14 protein-coding genes are annotated in these 19,907 nt (G+C 45.4%); 10 read left to right on the top strand and 4 right to left on the bottom strand.

The genetic code is table 11. The annotated features are described in order from the left end of the window. Positions 1-142: 142 nt before the first annotated feature. Entirely contained in the window at positions 143-1,642 is a 1,500-nt protein-coding gene (locus tag GTH32_RS04100) for an Hsp70 family protein (RefSeq protein WP_163083975.1), read from the top strand. A 177-nt stretch (positions 1,643-1,819) separates the two neighbouring features. On the opposite strand, the gene uvrA is transcribed toward GTH32_RS04100, so the two are convergent. Then, on the bottom strand, positions 1,820-4,651 hold the full coding sequence (gene uvrA, locus GTH32_RS04095) for an excinuclease ABC subunit UvrA (RefSeq protein WP_163083974.1): 2,832 nt from the start codon (positions 4,649-4,651) through the stop codon (positions 1,820-1,822). Positions 4,652-4,848: 197 nt separating this feature from the next. On the opposite strand from uvrA, the gene GTH32_RS04090 reads away from it, so the two are divergent. Both GTH32_RS04090 and GTH32_RS04085 read left to right on the top strand, forming a co-directional pair. Beyond that, complete coding sequence (locus tag GTH32_RS04090; protein WP_163083973.1) at positions 4,849-6,189, top strand: MFS transporter; 1,341 nt, start codon at positions 4,849-4,851, stop codon at positions 6,187-6,189. 169 nt (positions 6,190-6,358) lie between these two features. Beyond that, positions 6,359-7,222, top strand: a complete 864-nt coding sequence (locus GTH32_RS04085) for an alpha/beta hydrolase (RefSeq protein ID WP_163083972.1) — start codon at positions 6,359-6,361, stop codon at positions 7,220-7,222. Positions 7,223-7,554: 332 nt separating this feature from the next. Here GTH32_RS04085 and GTH32_RS04080 read toward each other — a convergent pair whose 3' ends face one another. Beyond that, positions 7,555-8,556, bottom strand: coding sequence for a LacI family DNA-binding transcriptional regulator (locus GTH32_RS04080; protein ID WP_163083971.1), 1,002 nt, complete (start codon positions 8,554-8,556; stop codon positions 7,555-7,557). A 274-nt stretch (positions 8,557-8,830) separates the two neighbouring features. On the opposite strand from GTH32_RS04080, the gene GTH32_RS04075 reads away from it, so the two are divergent. From GTH32_RS04075 to GTH32_RS04045, 7 genes are all read left to right on the top strand, one after another. Continuing rightward, positions 8,831-9,847: an aldose epimerase family protein gene (locus GTH32_RS04075; protein ID WP_163083970.1), complete on the top strand. Its 1,017-nt coding sequence runs from the start codon at positions 8,831-8,833 to the stop codon at positions 9,845-9,847. A 166-nt stretch (positions 9,848-10,013) separates the two neighbouring features. Further along, positions 10,014-11,069 carry a UDP-glucose--hexose-1-phosphate uridylyltransferase gene (locus GTH32_RS04070; protein ID WP_163083969.1) on the top strand — a complete coding sequence of 352 codons (1,056 nt, stop codon included), beginning with the start codon at positions 10,014-10,016 and terminating at the stop codon, positions 11,067-11,069. Continuing rightward, entirely contained in the window at positions 11,062-12,201 is a 1,140-nt protein-coding gene (gene galK, locus GTH32_RS04065; RefSeq protein ID WP_163083968.1) for a galactokinase, read from the top strand. Before GTH32_RS04070 ends, galK begins: the two co-directional genes overlap by 8 nt. A gap of 257 nt (positions 12,202-12,458) precedes the next feature. Next, a complete protein-coding gene (locus GTH32_RS04060) occupies positions 12,459-14,021 on the top strand; it encodes a sodium/sugar symporter (protein ID WP_163083967.1) in 1,563 nt (520 codons plus the stop codon). Between the two features lie 233 nt (positions 14,022-14,254). Beyond that, positions 14,255-14,830, top strand: coding sequence for a single-stranded DNA-binding protein (locus tag GTH32_RS04055; protein ID WP_163083966.1), 576 nt, complete (start codon positions 14,255-14,257; stop codon positions 14,828-14,830). A 375-nt stretch (positions 14,831-15,205) separates the two neighbouring features. Continuing rightward, the gene (locus GTH32_RS04050) at positions 15,206-16,477 is read left to right on the top strand and encodes an alpha/beta hydrolase family protein (RefSeq protein ID WP_163083965.1); all 1,272 of its coding nucleotides are present in this window, start codon (positions 15,206-15,208) and stop codon (positions 16,475-16,477) included. 146 nt (positions 16,478-16,623) lie between these two features. After that, positions 16,624-16,806, top strand: a complete 183-nt coding sequence (locus tag GTH32_RS04045) for a hypothetical protein (protein WP_163083964.1) — start codon at positions 16,624-16,626, stop codon at positions 16,804-16,806. A gap of 56 nt (positions 16,807-16,862) precedes the next feature. Here GTH32_RS04045 and GTH32_RS04040 read toward each other — a convergent pair whose 3' ends face one another. After that, positions 16,863-18,992, bottom strand: coding sequence for an alpha-galactosidase (locus tag GTH32_RS04040; RefSeq protein WP_163083963.1), 2,130 nt, complete (start codon positions 18,990-18,992; stop codon positions 16,863-16,865). A 161-nt stretch (positions 18,993-19,153) separates the two neighbouring features. Further along, on the bottom strand, positions 19,154-19,903 hold the full coding sequence (locus GTH32_RS04035) for a SapC family protein (RefSeq protein WP_163083962.1): 750 nt from the start codon (positions 19,901-19,903) through the stop codon (positions 19,154-19,156). Between the last annotated feature and the right edge of the window lie 4 nt (positions 19,904-19,907).

The raw sequence follows: 19,907 nt of genomic DNA, 5'->3' as shown, positions 1-19,907 counted from the left end.
GAAGCGAGTAAGCGGCTTCTTATCTTAGTCGTAGAGTGAAAATGCGCTATAGGTATATCTAAAAAATGTATCTAAAGCGTAATGTGACCCCCGGCTAATTTTCATTTACAATCCCCGTCAAACTTCTGATTAAACATTGATTATGACGGCAATTGGGATTGATTACGGTACATCTAACTCCGAAGTAGTGTACTTTGACGGTGCTACCCATAGGCATATAAAGCTAGATCCATTGGTGAAGAATGGTAGTAAAATCCGCTCATCCGTATTTATATATTTTGAGGACGAGCTACCTCCGCCCCCGGACGAAATGGTTGAAGTAAAAGTATCCCAATTGAAGCGCGTTATTAATGAGCAAATTGAGCGCGCTAAACAAGGCTACTATTCGGCAAAAGATCCCAAAGAGCAGTCGGTGTATAGCGGTCGTATAGACGACCTTCGTGGCGAATATCATAATAAACCGGCGTTGCAACGCAAAGCAATACAGCAACTTATGCATGCTATGTCATTAGATGAGATACCTCTGCTACGGTTAGTTGAAAGTGGAAAGTTCGCTTTTGGGGAAGAAGGATTCAAACGTTTTCTTAAAATGCCAGATAAAGGCAGGCTTATCTATTCACCTAAAAATTTTCTAGGCGCATCATTAGACGAAGATCAGAAAAAAGCTTTTAAAGGTATTATTGCTAACCAACTCGCCTATTTTAAACAGTGTGCCGAAATGCAACTTAATACGACCGTAACCTCAGCAATTATAGGTAGGCCGGTTAAGTTTCATGGTACGCGTGGTGAGGCAGGCAATCGGCAAGCTATACAAATTATGACAGAAGCCGCGTCTTTGGCAGGCTTCGCTCAAGTCGGCTTTCTCGATGAGCCTATCGCTGCCGCTTACAAAATAGAGCAAACCTTATCGCGGGATACTACAGCATTAATTGTGGATATAGGTGGGGGCACCACTGACGTATGTTGTATTAATCTTTCACCTGATAGAACTAACCAGCTAAACAGAGCTGAGGATGTTTTGTCGGTGACAGGAAGACGCCTTGGCGGAATGGACTGTGATAAAAGCCTGTTATTAAAGGCTGTAGCGCCAGAAATGGGCATGGGACTAAAAACAATAAACGGTTTGCCTGTGCCGCCAACCTACTATTCTGACATGTGTGCAGTTGATAACATACCCGCATTAACGCGTTTTTTCTCTGATGATTACGGTTTAGACATTGCCCAGACTATGTCTATTACTAAAGACGCAAAGCAATTAGAGCGTCTACTTATTGTACAGGAAAACAAGCTGTCTGCCCGTGTGGTTAACTCGGTTAGAATGGCGAAAGAACTCTTGTCGAGCAAAGATACTATTACCTTGCCATTACAGTATGTAGAGGACGACTTTAACGTAGACATTAGTAAAGAAGCGCTCAAGAAAGCATTAAAACCTTGGCTTAGCAAAGTAAAAGCCTTGGTAGTTGAATGTTTAGAGAAAACAGCCGTTAAACCTGAAGTAGTTATGATAACGGGGGGAATGAGCCTTTCTCCGATAATTATTGACGCACTTTATGAAACGCTTTTGAACGGAATGCCCCGGTTAGAGAATGATGCATTCAATTCAGTTTGTGAAGGGTTAGCGATACAAGCCGCAAAACAGTAGCGTAGTAGTTTCCTTTACAGCACTTTTAGACACCCATGTTAAATTAGACAGCCATATTCCCGAAACATGACATCCATACCTGTGTGCAAGGTTGCATTTAAACGTAGATGAATGTCTCGGGACTAGTGGGTGTCTTGTAGAGAAAACGCGCCAGTATGGCGCGTTTTTTAGTTTGCGTTAGCTTTGGTTAAGCATAGGCTTTAAGAAGCGACCTGTATGAGACACTGCTTGCTCTGCAACCTCTTCAGGGGTGCCTTCGGCAATGATTTGGCCACCGCCAGAGCCCCCTTCAGGGCCTAAGTCTACAATCCAGTCGGCAGTTTTAATCACATCCAAATTATGTTCAATCACCACTACAGTGTTGCCGTGATCGCGTAACTTATGCAATACCGCAAGCAATTGTTTAATATCATGGAAGTGCAAGCCAGTCGTCGGTTCATCCAAAATATATAGTGTTTGCCCAGTATCACGCTTAGAAAGCTCTTTAGCCAGTTTTACCCGCTGTGCTTCACCGCCCGATAAGGTAGTGGCAGCTTGGCCTAAGCGAATATAAGACAAGCCTACATCTTTTAATGTTTGAAGTTTACGTGCAATTGCGGGAATAGCTTCGAAGAACTGATGAGCATCTTCCACTGTCATCTCAAGAACTTCGTGAATATTCTTATCCTTGTACTTAACTTCTAGCGTTTCGCGATTGTAGCGTTTCCCTTTGCACACATCACAGGGTACATAAACGTCAGGCAGAAAGTGCATTTCTACCTTAATAACGCCATCGCCCTGACATGCTTCGCAACGCCCGCCTTTCACATTGAAACTAAACCTACCTGGTTTGTAGCCGCGCGATCGTGCTTCTTGGGTGCCGGCAAACATTTCACGAATTGGCGTGAATATACCCGCATACGTAGCAGGGTTGGACCTAGGCGTTCTTCCGATAGGGCTTTGGTCAATATCCACCACTTTATCTAGCTGATCTAGCCCGCTCATGCTTTCATAGGGGGCAGGTTCAGAGGTGGTAGCCTTATTTAAGGCGCAATGGGCAATTTTATAAAAGGTATCGTTTATAAGGGTAGATTTCCCGGAGCCAGATACGCCCGTTACACAGGTCATTACGCCCATAGGAATACGTAAATCCACCGACTGCAGGTTGTTACCTGTCGCCCCCTTTAATGTTAACCATTTATCTTTATGTGTCGGAGTTCGTTGTGGAGGGATATCAATTTTTTCCCGGCCTGATAGGTATTTCCCTGTAAGTGAATGCTCACTGTTAACAATATCTTCCAATGTGCCCTCAGCAATTATTTCTCCACCATGCACACCCGCACCAGGGCCAATATCCACCACATAATCGGCTTCTCGAATGGCATCTTCGTCATGTTCAACCACCAATACCGTATTCCCTAGGTCTCGTAGATGGGTGAGCGTTTTAAGTAGGCGCTCGTTGTCTCTTTGATGAAGACCAATTGAGGGCTCATCTAGCACGTACATTACGCCTACGAGTCCAGCACCAATTTGACTTGCCAGCCTAATACGTTGCGCCTCCCCCCCTGAAAGGGTATCAGCGCTGCGGGATAGGGAAAGATAATTCAAACCCACATTCACCAAAAAGCGAAGGCGATCGAGGATCTCTTTTAAAATCTTCTCTGCAATCTGTGCTTTTTGTCCAGCTAAATCGAGCGCTTCAAAGAAATCGTAAGCGCCAGCAATAGACATTTCGGCAATTGCCGGCAAATTAGTGTCTTGGATAAACACGTTTCTTGCTTCTGTACGCAATCGAGAACCGTCGCAACTACTGCAATGCTGCTGACTTAAATACTTAGCTAACTCTTCGCGTACCGAATTAGATTCCGTCTCGCGGTATCGGCGTTCCATATTCGGGATAATGCCCTCAAATGGATGCTTTCGCTCCATAATATCGCCGCGTTCGTTAATATACTTAAATGAAAGCGACTTGCCTTTCGAGCCATACAACACAATGTCTTTATGTTCTTGACTTAGGGTTTCAAACGGCGCGGCCAAATCGAAACCATAATGATCAGCAACAGCCTGTAGCATCTGAAAATAGTAATAGCTGCGTTTATCCCATCCGCGGATTGCGCCACCAGCCAAACTTAGCTCGGTATTTCCTACCACCCGTGATGGGTCGAAAAATTGGCGTGTTCCAAGGCCGTCACAGGTGGGGCAGGCCCCCGCTGGGTTATTAAAGGAAAATAACCGTGGCTCTAGTTCACTTAAGCTGTAACCGCAATGAGGGCAGGCGAAATTTGCTGAAAATACAATTTCTTCAGCGTCTTTATCGTCCATATCCGCTACTAGCGCATTCCCGTTGGCTAAGCTAAGCGCTGTCTCAAACGACTCTGACAAGCGAAGCGCCATATCGTCACGTACTTTAAAGCGATCAACCACCACTTCGATGGTGTGCTTTTTATGTAAATCTAGTTCAGGTGGATCGGATAGGTCGCATACTTCACCGTCAATACGGCAACGTATAAAACCCTGCGCTGACAGATTCTGCAGTGTCTTTACATGCTCACCTTTTCGCTCTTTGATAATAGGCGCTAGCAACATTAATTTGCTGCCCTCGGGCATTGCTAGAACCTTATCCACCATCTGACTTACCGTTTGCGCATCAAGCGGAACATCATGATCAGGGCAGCGCGGCGTACCTACTCGTGCAAACATCAATCGAAGATAGTCATATATTTCGGTGATGGTACCCACGGTTGAGCGGGGATTATGCGACGTGGATTTTTGCTCAATAGATATTGCGGGTGACAAGCCTTCAATGTGATCAACATCAGGCTTTTCCATCATCGAAAGAAACTGTCGGGCATAGGCAGACAGCGACTCAACGTATCGACGTTGGCCCTCTGCATACAAAGTGTCGAACGCTAGAGACGATTTACCCGAGCCAGACAGACCGGTGATGACCACAAGCTTATCCCGTGGCAAGGTTAAATCGATGTTTTTCAAATTGTGGGTGCGAGCACCGCGTATTTCGATTTTATCCATTGAAGCCTAAATGAGAAAAAAGAACCAGTATGCCATAGGTGTCAACTAAAGTGATATGACAATGCTTGTTGAAGTTATACTCGTCACACCTTGAAGAGATCATCTTAAGATTAGATTAATCGATTATTGGAAACGTGGGTAGACGCCCATAATATGCTACACTTCGCGCCCATCTTGAATTAGAGGACTTTGTCGGTTTGAACGCTTTGGAATTGCGCGCTGCTTTGGCGCTGGCATTGGTTTACGTTTTACGTATGTTAGGTTTATTTATGGTCATGCCTGTACTCGCTGTGGCGGCCATGGATTACCCTGATTACTCACCGCTAATGGTGGGGCTTGCTGTAGGAGGGTATGGCCTAACCCAGGCTGCCTTGCAAATTCCGATGGGTATGATGTCCGACAAGTGGGGCCGAAAACCCGTTATTCTGCTGGGGCTAAGCGTATTCGCAGTGGGCAGTTTTATTGCCGCTAACGCAGATACGATGAGTATGATGATAGTAGGGCGTATTTTGCAGGGGGCCGGTGCCATTGCCGGCGCTATCATGGCCCTCGCCACAGATGTTAGCCGAGAAAGTCAGCGGGCGAAGGTAATGGCTATTATCGGTATCGCTATCGGTTTTTCATTTTACCTTGCTGTTATTCTTGGCCCTCTGATTGCCAAAAATTGGGGGCTGGCGGGTATTTTTGCCATTACCGGTAGTTTGGCGATAGCCTGTATGCCCGTGATTAAGTGGATAGTGCCCACGGGCGTTAAAGTAAGTAGTGGCGACACGCTGCCGCAAAAAGGACAGTTAGCGCAGCTAATATTCTCTTCCCAATTGTGGCGACTTAATGTGAGTGTCTTACTTCTACATATGCTCATAACTTTGCTGTTCGTGCAGCTACCCGTAACCCTTGTACATTTCGATATGACACTGGACAGCCATTGGTCCGTCTACTTGCCAGTATTGGGATTATCTATTGTGGGCCTTGTAATAATGATGGGGATGGCGCGTGGTAGAACCCCTAAGTCGTTTCTTATTAGTGGTTCAATATTAATGGGTGTCGCATTTTTTGCGCTGGCGTTAAAAGATCATAGCTGGTGGGTGACTACGGCCGCGGTAGTGCTTTTTTTCACTGGTTTCAACTACCTTGAAGCGAACTTTCCTGCTCTGGTATCAAGTATTGCGCCTGCGGGGCAAAAGGGCACCGCAATGGGAATTTACGCCAGCTTCCAATTTTTTGGCGCATTTTTAGGGGGCATACTGTCAGGGGTGATTACTGATATTTGGTCTGCCGAGGTTGCGTATATGGTAGGCGCGATAAGCACACTGATATGGTTGTATGTATTAAGTGGTTTAAAAGAGGTAAGCCGCGTAAAACGGGTTACCATGAGTGGGCAATTTATTGATACCCAAGTTCTTGCTTTGCGAGGGAAACTGCTTAACGCCTCGGGGGTGCTTGAAGTTACCTTAAATAGTCAGCAAGGCGCAGTGTACTTAAAGGTTAATCGCGATTTTGATGCGAATGAAGCACGCAGGATTATCGATAGCGCATAGCACGTATATGGCACGTATATAGTTCGTATAGAGCCGCTATTTTACAAAGTTCACCAACAGGTTAGCCTGTAGCCTCAACCTTTGTGTAAGCACCAACGCAAGTAAAGCTAACTTGTGTCTGTCCTATGAGTTTGCTTTAATGATTACTTATTCATCAAGGATAGAGATAATGAAAATCACCCGCGAACTAGCCCTCCTTTTCGCTATGCTATGGTTAACTGGGTGCGCGATTAACGTCACACCAAATGCTTTTTTTTATCAAGACACCCAAAATAAACAGTTAGATACTACTAAGCTTCATGGCGCTATCGCTAAAGATGAAACCTCGGCAGGCATAACACGTGTCGAAATTGAGAATGCGCAAGGGTTAACGCTGCGGGGCATTGCCGTTTCTTACCCTTCGCCAAAAGTTAATATTATCTTTTATCCTGATAATCGTATGGCGGTGAGCGAAAACAACGCTGTGGTGCATCGCCTTGGTAAATTACCCGCTAATATATTATGGATGGATTACCAAGGCGTAGGGGCCAGTGAAAAAGCGCCTGAATTGAGTATTAATGCCATAAAAAATGATGCGCTGACCATTTATGATTATGCCGAGTCTACGTTTGATAATGGTTTACCTACGCTAGTGCACGGGCGCGGTGTGGGAAGTTATTTTGCTAGCTATGTAGCGGCAAACCGCCCCATCGATGCTTTAGTGTTAGACGGGGCATTTAATAATATTTCCGATCTTATTGCCAATATGGTGCCCGGTTTTTCAAACTCAATTACAAGTATGAAACTGCATCCAGAAGTGCACCTTATGCAAATCGCCCCTATATTGCGTCACTATGAAGGCCCACTGTGGATGATAGTAGGCGCGAAAGATAGTGTGACCCCCCCAGCGATTAGTGAACAACTTCTTAAAACCGCAGCAAGTGAACAAAAATCTATATCTGTCATCCCAAAGGTCACTCACAACGCCACGCTTACTACCGATTATGCGCTATCTGAATACCGCATTTTCATCGACACTTTATCAGCAAAATAGCGGCATCCACGGCCTTTTTGGCCTGTGGATAAAGTGTGGATCAAGTTGTTATTAACTCTCCAACAGGTCTTTCATATATTTTTTAAACGATCGTTCTTGACCACTCGGTCAGATCACGTTAAGGCGCGTAAATCAAGGGGTGTAAGGCTATTTTTTAAGATCGCCTAAAAAAATGATCGTAAGCTATTGAAAGATCGCGGCACGTAACGCGTTGGGGATAAACATTATATCGCCACGATCAATGAAGTATTTTTGTCAAGAGGAAAAGAGGAGGAATTATTGATAATAATTTCCTCTCTGCTAACGCTCACTTTCCGTCACCTATTTGCCTGCTATCGGCGTACTAAGGAGTCGCGTTTAACAATAGTTGGGGTGTATTTAAACGTTAACCCTTCCTCTGGTTCAGCGCCGCTAGCATATTTAAGCGCTAGTTCCGCCGCTTTCGCTGACATCATTTCGATAGGGTAGCGAAGCGTAGTTAATTTGGGTCGACAATATTTCGCTAGCAACACATCATCATAACCCACGACTGAAACGTCATCGGGCACCGAGATGTTATGATCTTGAAGCATTGTCATAGCGCCAGAGGCCATCGCATCGTTATAGGCCAACACAGCGGTAAATTTGGCGCCAGTGGCAAGCAAATTCTGCATCGCGAGTTCCCCACCTTCTTGGTCGGGGGCGGCGTATTCAATCATGCTTTCAGGGAGATCGATATTGGCGGCTTTGGTAGCTTCACGAATACCCTGTAATCTATGGTTTGGATCGTCAATGCGGTATTGACTGCTTATTACCGCAAGCTTCTTGTGGCCCTGATTAATCGCATATTCGGCCATAAGACGCCCGCCCGTCACATTGTCTAACCACACGCAGCGGTTAGCAATTTCGGGTATATAACGGTTTATAAGTACAAAACCGGGTATTTGGCGAGCAAAGTCAACAAGCGTTGCATCGTCTAACGCCTTACTATGCACCACCATGGCTTCCACGCGGTGTTCAAGCAAAATTTCAATAGCACGTAATTCAGTTTCTTTTTCAATAGACCCCGCGCTCAATAAGATTTGAACGTTACTTTTACGGGTTACACTTTCTACGCCGTGGGCTAGCATGGCAAAGAAAGGGTCGTGAAGTTCTGCCAACACTACACCTAATGAAGCACTGCGTTTAGTCACTAGCGCTCTCGCATTAGCATTGGGCCGGTAGCCCATGTCTTCCATAATTTTCTTTACCCGTTTACGGGTGTCTTTGCCCACCTTAGGGCCATCATTTATAACGCGAGAAACAGTGGCCAGTGACACACCGGCTGCCTGTGCAATATCTTTAATCGTTGCCATGGGTATAGAAAAACATGTGTTAATAGTTAATGGGTACGGGGCTTTCTCACTTATATGCCACCCTTAATCGGGCCGACAGCGCAGCAAGCGATGATCATCGAAGCTCCTCGAATTCGGCTCATAGCGTACAGTATATTTACAAATTTTCATAAGCTTGTTGTAAGTCTTTAGGATGTAAAAAGTAGGGAAAACGTATACTATCTTAGCCGTAAAGGGCTGTAGCCCTTAATTTTTGACACAGTTTGGGTGTTATCAGAAAGGTTAATTTATTGTTATGAAAGTAGTTGAATCGGATTTTGGAACGATTGATGGCAAGGTAGTCACGCAGTTTTTGCTGCGCAACGATAAAGGAATGGAAGTACGCCTGCTAAATTATGGTGGCATTATTCACGATATTAAGGTGCCGGATAAAAACGCGGAATTGCATGGGTGTGTCCAATCTTTAGATTCTTTACAACACTATATAAACGATGAAGGCTATCATGGTGCTATTGTCGGTCGTTATGCCAACCGAATTGGACAAGGTGCGTTTACCCTTAATGGGATAGAGTATCAGCTTGAGAAGAACGGCGGTGAGCACAACCTGCATGGCGGTTTATCCGGCTTTCACAAAAAAATGTGGCAGGCAAAGACAAGTGCTACCGCGCACACCGCGTCTGTCCACTTTAGTTTGCTCAGCGTTGATGGCGAAAGTGGCTTCCCTGGAAATGTGCAGGTAGAGGCTGTGTATACGTTAAATCAAGATAACGAACTTTCACTTCGTCTCAATGCCACCACTGACAAAGCCACACCCATTAGCCTTACTCAGCATGCTTATTTTACCTTGTCGCGCGAAGCAAGTGTGGTTAACACCCAAGTGAAAATAAATGCAAGAGAAGTAACCGACGCTGACGCCACGCTATTACCTACAGGCAAATTCGTAGAAGTTGCTGCCACTCCCTTCGATTTTACAGCGCTTACACCCATTGCCTCTCAGCTAGATAAAACCCATCCTTTGTTTGATATGGTAGGCGGTTACGACCACAACTATGTGCTCCGTGATAGCCAAGATAGCGAGGAACAAGCGCAAGTTTACGCAGAAGATACCGGTATCAGCATGAAGGTATTTACAAATTTACCTGGTATTCAGTTTTACACGGGCAACTTGCGCACCTCGCAGCAACTCGGCGCACTGTGTTTAGAACCGCAATACTTTCCTGATTCGCCGAATCAGCCGCACTTTCCTTGTTGTATTATTACCCCTGATACGCCTTTTAACGCCTACATCAAGTATCAGTTTAATGTTACTTAGATTCACTGTAGGTTGTGCAGAATAGGCTTGGCGTATTTTATTAACAATTATTTTTCTTTCTAACACAATTGAAAAACAAACGGCCTTCCTATACTATTTAGGGAAAACGTTTAACCTTTTGTGAGGAAAGCCCATCGCTTTCCTCTTAATACGAGTGAGAGTGACTATGGGAACGCCCTTTGATCCGTCTAATGATCCGCACCGCCGCTACAACCCATTAATAGGGGAGTGGGTGCTTGTTTCGCCCCACCGCGCAAAGCGTCCGTGGCAAGGTCAATCAGACGAGCCGGTGAACGACCAAAAGCCCAGTTACGATCCCTCGTGTTACTTATGTCCAAGCAATACCCGGGTTAATGGTGAAGTTAACCCTTCCTACACGGGTACCTTTGTGTTTGAGAACGACTTTGCGGCGCTCAAAAAAGATACCGAAGTTACCAGTGAAAAGTCAGGTTTGTTTCAGTTTGAAACTGAGCAAGGCTGTAGTCGCGTAATTTGCTTTTCACCTGATCACAGTAAAACGCTCCCAGAACTTAGCGATGAAGAACGCAAAGAGGTAGTGGATTGCTGGAAGGCACAAACCGCTGAATTAGGCGAAGAATATACGTGGGTACAGGTATTTGAGAATAAAGGCGCAATGATGGGCTGTTCTAACCCGCATCCCCACGGACAAGTGTGGGCGCAAAAGCATTTACCTACCGATCCCGCCAAGAAACTGGTTCAACTGAAAGAGTATTTCGCTACGCATCAACGCCCGCTGCTTCTTGATTATGCGCAACAGGAAATAGACAAACAAGAGCGAGTGGTATGTCAAAACGACGATTGGGTTGTTGTTGTGCCTTATTGGGCAGCGTGGCCTTTCGAGACATTGTTGCTACCCCGCTTCGACGTTCAGTCGATGGCCAATATCAGTGAGTCACAAGCAGCTTCACTGGCCTCTATTATTGGTGAAATTACGGCACGCTACGACAATTTATTTGAAACTTCTTTCCCATACTCAATGGGATGGCACAGTGCACCTTTTGATAGTGAGTCGCACCCCGAGTGGACTCTACACGCCCATTTCTTCCCCCCGTTGCTGCGCTCTGCAAGTGTACGCAAATTTATGGTGGGATACGAAATGATGGCCGAGGCGCAACGAGATTTAACGCCTGAACAGGCGGCTGAGCGACTTAAAGCCCTGCCTGTTGAGCACTATAAGAAACGTGAGAACAGTCATGGATAAGCAAACGCTTGCAACTGAATTTTCCCAACATTACGCGCACACGCCGGCATTAATTGCCCACGCCCCTGGCCGAGTTAACCTGATTGGTGAACATACCGATTATAACGATGGCTTTGTGTTCCCTGCCGCGATTAATTTTGGTACCTGGGTCGCCGCCTCAAAAAGGGACGATAACGCCATGGTTATTACCGCCATGGATTATGGAAACCAGGTTAATTCATTTTCACTCGATGCCATTGAATACGATGAATCGCAAGGTTGGGCAAATTATGTTCGAGGCGTAGTAAAAGTGCTACAAGACGCATTGCCCGGGTTAGGCGGGGCCAACTTATTGGTTACCGGTAATGTCCCTCAGGGCGCAGGTTTAAGCTCTTCAGCGTCGTTTGAAATTGCAGTACTTAAAGCACTAAGTGCCCTATATGGACTGCCCCTTGATGGAGTACAAGCAGCGCTATTAGGGCAAAAAGCTGAAAACACGTTCGTAGGATGTTCATGCGGTATTATGGATCAGCTTATCTCTGCCATGGGTAAAGAGGGCAATGCCATGTTGCTCGACTGCGAATCGCTCGCTATCGAACACTCTCCGTTGCCAGCTACCCATCAAATCGTCATTATTAACTCCAATGTTAAACGGGGTTTGGTAGACAGTGAATACAATTTACGTCGTGAGCAGTGTGAACAAGGAGCAGCTATTCTCAACGTAGCCTCGTTACGCCAGGCAACGCAGGCTATGCTAGAAGAAGCCAAACCATCAATGCCTGAAGTGGTATACAAGCGGGTGAAACACATCGTTACTGAAAACGCCCGAACATTGGCGGCGAGCGCTGCATTAAAAACTGGCGATATTGAAACCGTTAGCAAGGCTATGGCGCAATCCCATATTTCAATGCGCGACGACTTTGAAATCACCGTTCCTCCTATCGACTTCTTAGTTGAGATTATCAACGACCTTATCGGTGCTTCTGGCGGTGTGCGTATGACCGGAGGCGGATTTGGCGGCTGTGTTGTGGCGCTTGTACCTACAGATAGTGTTGCAGCAGTTAAACAATGTGTTGCCGACAAATATTACCCTGCTACTGGCTATCAGGCCGATGTATATGTGTGCACCGCAACCCAAGGCGCCTTCGCTTAACACGAACACTTTCCCATACATCAAGGCCAGCCGAGATGTTTTTTTAGCCGCATAGTATTTTATGCGGCTTTTTTTTGCGTAAATAACGAATAAGCGGTGAAATAAGTAAATAAAATGTGTTACTAATGTCAACGTTTCGCAGCGTAAAGAAACAATAATGTGCGTTACGCGTTAATTATAATAATAAAAACAGCTATCACCTGTGCACCCTGCACGCAGCAAAGTTACATAAAAAAATAAACCATTTGGGAAGAGTTATGAATTTAGCATCGTTAGATATTACGTTGTTCGTGATATACGTTGTCGCGCTTATTGCAATAGCGTGGTGGGTTTCACGGGAGAAGCAGGGGCACGAAAAAGACACCAACGACTACTTTTTGGCAGGCTCTAGTTTGCCATGGTGGGCCATTGGCGCATCGTTAATTGCAGCCAATATTTCCGCTGAACAAATTATTGGTATGTCTGGGTCAGGATACCAAATTGGACTGGCCATAGCCTCTTACGAGTGGATGGCAGCCATAACGCTTATTATTGTTGGTAAGTTCTTCCTTCCCATCTTCTTAAAGCACAAAATATATACCATGCCGCAATTCTTAGAGCAGCGCTACGACCACCGTGTAAGAAAGGTAATGGCTGTGTTTTGGCTTGGGGTCTACGTGTTCGTCAACCTTACTGCTGTATTGTGGCTAGGCGCATTAGCAATCAACACAATTTCTGGTGTTGATATGATGTACGGTATGATTTTTCTTGGTGTCTTTTCCCTTGCTTATTCATTGTACGGGGGGTTAAAAGCCGTTGCACTTACCGATATCATTCAAGTTGTCCTATTGGTATTTGGGGGGCTGTTTTTATCCTATACCGCGTTAAACTTGATAAGTGATGGGAATGGGCCGCTTCAAGGTTTTATCGACCTCACTAATCAGTTGCCTGAAAAATTCGATATGATTTTATCGCAAGATAACCCGCATTATATGGATTTACCTGGGTTATCTGTGCTTATTGGGGGCATGTGGATAATGAACTTATCGTATTGGGGCTTTAACCAATACATTATTCAGCGCACCCTGGCTGCTAAAAGTTTACAAGAGGCGCAAAAAGGTATCGCTTTCGCCGCCTTTCTTAAGCTGTTAATGCCCCTTATTGTCGTACTTCCTGGCATTGCGGCGGTGTTATTAGTACCAGACTTGGCAAAACCCGATCAAGCCTATCCTTCACTAATGACCTTAATGCCAGTAGGCCTTAAAGGTGTGATTTTCGCTGCACTCGTGGCGGCTATTGTTTCCTCACTGGCTTCTATGACTAACAGTGTATCTACCATTTTTACCATGGATATATATAAAGATAAGCGCCCCAATGAGTCGCAGCATCATTATGTAAAAGTTGGGCGCATAGTCAGCTTTGTTGCGCTTATCATCGCTATGCTTGCGGCCAAACCTTTACTTGGCAATTTCGATCAAGCATTCCAGTATATACAAGAGTTTACTGGCTTCTTTACTCCAGGTATCTGTGCGCTGTTCGTCTTAGGCATGTTTTGGAAGCGTACCACTGCAAATGGTGGTTTGGCAGCAGCCCTTGGGTCGTTCTTCTTAAGCCTTGCATTTTGGATGCTGTGGCCCTCATTGCCGTTTATCGACCGAGTTGGCCTGGTATTTCTGTTATGTGTGGGTCTTGCTGTGGTTATTTCCCTTGCCGAGAAAAAAGGCGTACATGAAAATGCTGTTGATGTTAATGAGGTTGAGTTCGGCACCACTAAAGGGTTCAACTTCGCTGCTTTTGCAGTGGTATTACTACTTATCGCCTTTTATAGCGCGTGGTGGTAATAACCGCCGCTTAATAGAGGCCTTAACTTAATAGTGCAAAACAGGGCGAAAGTTCAGCAAGACGATAGTTAAAAAATTTGTTAGCTTTTAATAGGAAAGCTAAGTTGCGGGAAAAACTTCGTTCTTCCCCAACAAAATACGATATACTATCGGGCTAAAAATCGATGAACTTTCGCGCTTGTTGCTGTCCCATTGAAAGCAACAAGACAATACATACGTTACAGGAGACATCAATGGCAACGAAAGGCGTGAACAAGGTTATTCTTGTAGGAAACCTTGGTAATGATCCTGAAGTAAGATACATGCCGAACGGAAACGCCGTTGCGAACCTTAGCCTAGCCACAAGCGAAAGCTGGAAAGACCAACAAGGCCAGGTTCAGGAGCGTACTGAATGGCACCGTCTTACCATGTACCGCCGCTTGGCAGAAATTGCGGGTGAATACCTTAAAAAGGGCTCGCAAATTTACGTTGAAGGTAAACTGCAAACGCGTAAGTGGCAAGACCAACAAGGTCAAGATCGTTACACAACAGAAATCATTGTTGACCAAATGCAAATGTTAGGCGGCCGTGGCGGTGAAGGTGGCGGCGCAGGCGGTGGTTATCAACGTCCGCAAAATAACCAGCAAGCCGGCTATCAGCAGCAAAATCAACAGCAAGGTGGTTACAACCAAAATCAAGGTGGTAATCAGGGCGGCGGCTATAATCAAGCCCCTCCACAAGGCCAAAGTGGTGGCAGCAATCAGTCACAACCTAAAACGCCTCCTATGGCAGAGCCTGATTTTGATTTTGACGACGACATTCCGTTCTAGACAAAGACAAAACATCAAATGTTGAAAAATAATTTTAAAAGCCTCGCTTATTAGCGGGGTTTTTTTATAGAACTATTTGTTGCTGCCTTGTTTGCACACCACTCATTGTTTAGCCATGCCACCACACACTTATCGATGTACTCCTTTTTTCACACCCCCTGGGCGGTCATATTGCTATAGCCCCGTTTAATACCCTACTTTAGCGTCTTATTACTATCTTTGGTTATACGTTTAACCTCCTAAGTATCAGTATTTTGTTAAAAATAAGATAGCCTTATTAGCATTAATTCATCTAAACAATATGGGCTGGCTTGTTTGTTCTAAAAACCGAGGTAATATGAACTCTGTGTTTAATTAACAAAAAATTAGCAAATTATGAAAACGTTATCCCTTTTTCTAAGTGCAGCACTGTTAGTTGGTGCCCCAGCGTATGCTGCGCAAAAACTGTATAAAGATTACCCTGCCGATGTAATGCCTGAGCTTAGCGAAAGTGGGGAATATAATGTAGGCGTAAAAACGATTACAGCTAATTACCCCAACCCTGTGATGACCATGGATGGGAAGCAAACAGAACGCTCACTAACACTAGAAGTGTGGTATCCGGCTGCTGAGAAAACCGACTTGGCGGTATACAGCGATGAAACCCGTAATGGCAACGTATTTGAAATACAGGCCGATGCGTACCGAGATGCCAGTATGCGCCCCACCGAAGAGGGATACCCCGTGGTCGTCATTTCACACGGCTACACAGGGTATCGTACCCTAATGTATTACCTCGGTGAACATCTCGCATCCCACGGTTACGTGGTAGCCGCAATTGATCACACAGATTCTACAAACAAAGATGTGAATTTTGCCGAAAACCCTTATTCAGGTTTCCCTAGCACGCTTCTGAATCGTTCGCGGGATCAAGTATTAACCCTAAATGCAGTTACCAGTCACGCCTTTTTTTCAGGCAACGTAGATAGTGAGCATGCTGGGTTGATCGGTTACTCAATGGGGGGCTACGGTGCAGTGAATACAGTAGGCGGCTGCTATAGCTTTAACGATCAAGCTGCTGCTACCTTTACGGGGGGTAAAGATCCAGCCGTAATTGAACACGTGAAACAAGCACTAAATACGTGCGCGGGTGGCAACGCCTCCGGTGATGAGACACTACCGGCGTGGAAAGCGGCCATGGCGTTAGCGCCTTGGGGGGGGCAACACCAATTATTTGATACTGACGCTTTAGCAAATATTAATGTTCCTATGTTATATGTGGCAGGGGATAACGATGATATTTCTGGCTATCAGGGTGTGCGCTGGTTATTTGAGCATACTGGCAATAAAGATACTAAGCTGCTAACTATCAAAAATGCGCGACACAACATCGCACCCCACCCAGCGCCTAAAGAGGCTTATGGCAATGAGTTTGATATTGGCACCTACCTTGAGCCAGCTTGGGAGGAACAAAAACTTAACGCAATAAATGAGCACTTTGCGCTGGCATTAATGAACTGCCATGTAAAACAAATGAGTGACTACTGTGACTTTTTAACCGTTTCAGGCAGCAGTGATCAAGCGCCTGTAGAAGGCAAAGTCCCCCCAGCGTGGAAAGGGTTTGATAATCGTTGGGCATTAGGTCTTAAGATGGAGTCGAAAGACTAAAAACTGCCAAACAAAAACGTGTAGGTTTTAAAAGGTTCATGATGTTATTTTCATGAACCTTTTTTCAATTGCGCAATTCTAAAATCCACGCCCGTACATTTTGTAATCTTTATTCTATAGATTGTTCGACCTTTTCGCTCGGCAGCATGTATTTACTCGACGATAATTTCGATTTAGCCGTCTCTACATTAGAACCATTAATGTATGAAGAGATTACTCAGTTAAACGATGAAGCTAAAGAGGCGTTGGCGCAAATTAAGCGCAAAAAAGATAAGCGCCTTGATGAGCTATTGGCCAAACTTGAGAAGCAAATAAGAAAGCGAGCCTAGTTTAAGGCTCGCGGTTTTCATGTTAGCAACGGCTTATATATCCGCTAACGGCTTAGTTATACGGCTGTTAGTGTATAAACAAGCGCTGTTTGAGGGAACAGTACGGGCAGTTGCATGCCGTATTGCATAAGCACTTCGCCACTAAATACTTGGCCTTCTGTTTGCTGCAAGATAGACGGCGAATACTCTTTTAAGGTAGTAGGCCAAACGCGTTGTAATTTATACTGCTTTTCTGCTGCAAGGCCTGCAAAGTAAAAACGATTTGGCGTAGTACGTAAGGTTTCTGTCACGCTGTTGTAGGCAAAAATCCCTTCGTTTTTATCTTTAGACACATAGCCAAATTTAACATTTAGGCCATCATCATCCATACGATAGAGATCGCCGCCATGAGTAATATGGCGGTATTTTTTATAAAGAGAAATAGCTTCACTAAGTGTCTTGCTCTCGTGTTCGGTTAGTTCACGGGGGTCCATCTCTATCCCCATATGACCAAACATCGCAACCGCGGCACGCATTTCAATTGGCATATGCCGGCCGGTAATATGACAATCTCGTGGGCCTACATGCGCGCCCATAACCTCAGACGGGAAGAAGTAAGAGCAGCCACGTTGGATGTATAAGCGGTCTAATGCATCGTTAGAGTCTGAGGTCCAGAAACGGTCTGTATGAGGCAGTATGCCTAAATCAACCCGGCCCCCACCAGAGCAACAGCTTTCTATTTCGATACCGGGTTTCGCGGCCTTCACGCGATCAATCAAACGATAAAGGGAAGCCATTTGACCGTGCATGGCAGGTTTACCCTGAAGGTTGCCTGGGTGATTCACGTCGCGGTTCATATCCCATTTGATGTAGCTGATCTTCGGGTAGGCTTTTAAAACATCGGTAATAACCTTATACAGGTATTCCACTACCTCTGGGTTGGTTAAATCCAACACGTATTGGTTCCTAAATGGCACCTGTGGGTTATTTTCAGTTTGTAGCGCCCATTCTGGATGCGCACGATAAAGGTCGCTATCTGGGTTAACCATTTCAGGTTCAAACCAAATACCGAATTCCATACCAAGCCCGGTTACATGGTCGATAAGTCCATCAAGCCCTGCTGGGTAAATTGTCTCATCTACTGTCCAATCACCAAGCCCCGCTTTATCGTTGCGACGGCCTTTAAACCAACCATCGTCCAACACAAATCGCTCAATGCCCAAGGGTGCTACTTTATCAGCAAGGGCTTTAAGCTCGTCTTCGTTGTGGTCGAAGTAAATGCCTTCCCACGTATTGTAGTGCACAGGTCTAGGTTTAGACGTTGCACTATGCTTTAAGATATTACGACGAATGAATTGATGAAAGTGTTGAGATAGCGAGGAGAAGCCGGCTTTCCCGTAACCTGTATAAAGGGTTGGTGTAGTATAGCTATCACCCGGCTGAAGGGTTACCTCACCGGGAAAAAGTAACTCGCCAAATTGTACGTAGCTTCGACCGTCTGCCATTAGCTCGGCTCTGAGTCTGTGGTTTGCTGAGGCGCCTAAATGATACCCAAAGCATTCACCAGTTAGTTCGCCAGTACCTTCAGGAAATGCAATTAGGCCCGGAAATGTATCGTGAGAGGTTTTACCACGGCGATTTTCTCTTACGTAGCTACCGAAGAATAAATCGTGATCGGTAGTTTGGAATTCAGCTGACCAGCGCCCTTCAAACGTCTTAAGTTTCGTTGCTGTAGTAGGTAACGGTAAGCTAGCGGCATTGAGGTAATGAAGGTTCAGTGGTGTTGCGCCGATATTTTCTATCTGCGAAACAAATGCAGCCACGGTAGACCCTTCGTCTAGCGATACCCTGGTAGTTAGACGCATGCCGCGATGGGTATCTTCGCCTACAAAAGAAACCTCATTTGCACTTTGGCTTACGTCTACTAACGTAAAGCCCGCCGACCATTGGTCTGAGTCACCAAAAACTTCCAGCCCTGGTTGGCCGGTCCAGCCTTCGCCGTGGGTAGGTACAAGTGTAATAGGTGGCTCTATCACTGGGGCGCATTTCGCCTCTTGGCGTGTGTTTAATACGCTTAGCATCTCAGGGGTAGTTGCTTCACTAAGTGGCGCCCCATAGTAAATTACTTTGGGCATCGCGCCTTGGCAATCAAAAGTAAGGTGTACGAACGTATTTTTTAACGTTACGAAATTAGGTTGTGTTGGCATAAAAACCTCGTCGTTAGTAGACGCCAGTGGGTCACTGAATATAACGCGCCATATGTATCAAATAAAGGTGAAGAGTACCCGTTTAACAAGAGGTTAAACGTTTACATTTTCTTGCTAAAAGCGCAACCTGAAAAAGCGATAAATACGCCTATTGGTCTGCGCTATTCGCTAATTAACTTTAGGCCTACTTTTTCAATAGGGTTTTCGTTAGTGCGGGTTAGTTGCACTAGCCGGTTGTATTGTCGTAACGAAAGCATCATGGCATTGATCGCCATAAGAATTCCTTGTTGATGCAGTTGCAACAGAGTATCTGCATTTAGTTCCGCTAGCTTTTCTTCATTAATAGAGAGCAGGTTTGCCGCTTCGTGTACCTCACCGTCTTGCCGAGTAATTGATACCGACAACCTGGTTAATAACCCAAGCTCTCTGAGTACTTTCAAAAATGCTTGCGCTTGTTGCTGACCTGCGACCAAGCTAGACAGTGCGCTTTGCTGTGCTTTTAACAGGGACGAGGGTTGACCATCGGTGGAAAATAGCGCCACGCCCACTGAGGTGTCAGGGGATACGCAAGGCGCTGATTCGTCTAATAGCACCGTAAATTTTTGTTCGCCCAATGCGTAATTAAAAGGATAACTTTGAATGCTTAAAGGAAGCGCATGGCCCAACCATTCCTGTTGCCCGCAAAAGACATTACCAAATTGTGGCCAGCCTACTACCGCAACTAACGCATGTGGGTGTTCAGTATCGTCAACGGCTACCGCTAACGGCATGCAGCCGCTTAAGCTTGCTATTTCATTAAAGCCAACGTTAACTAAGTTGAAGTCTTTAGCATGAGAGTAGCTATTGTCTTGAACAATTGAGTAGTGTTTATGTTGTGTGCTATCTAGCGGCACGTAGGTGGGTGAAGTCATAATG

This window comes from Alteromonas profundi, from assembly GCF_010500865.1.
Taxonomy (GTDB): domain Bacteria; phylum Pseudomonadota; class Gammaproteobacteria; order Enterobacterales; family Alteromonadaceae; genus Alteromonas; species Alteromonas profundi.
Note: the sequence above shows the minus strand (reverse complement) of the source record. Positions and strands in the feature narration are given on the sequence as shown.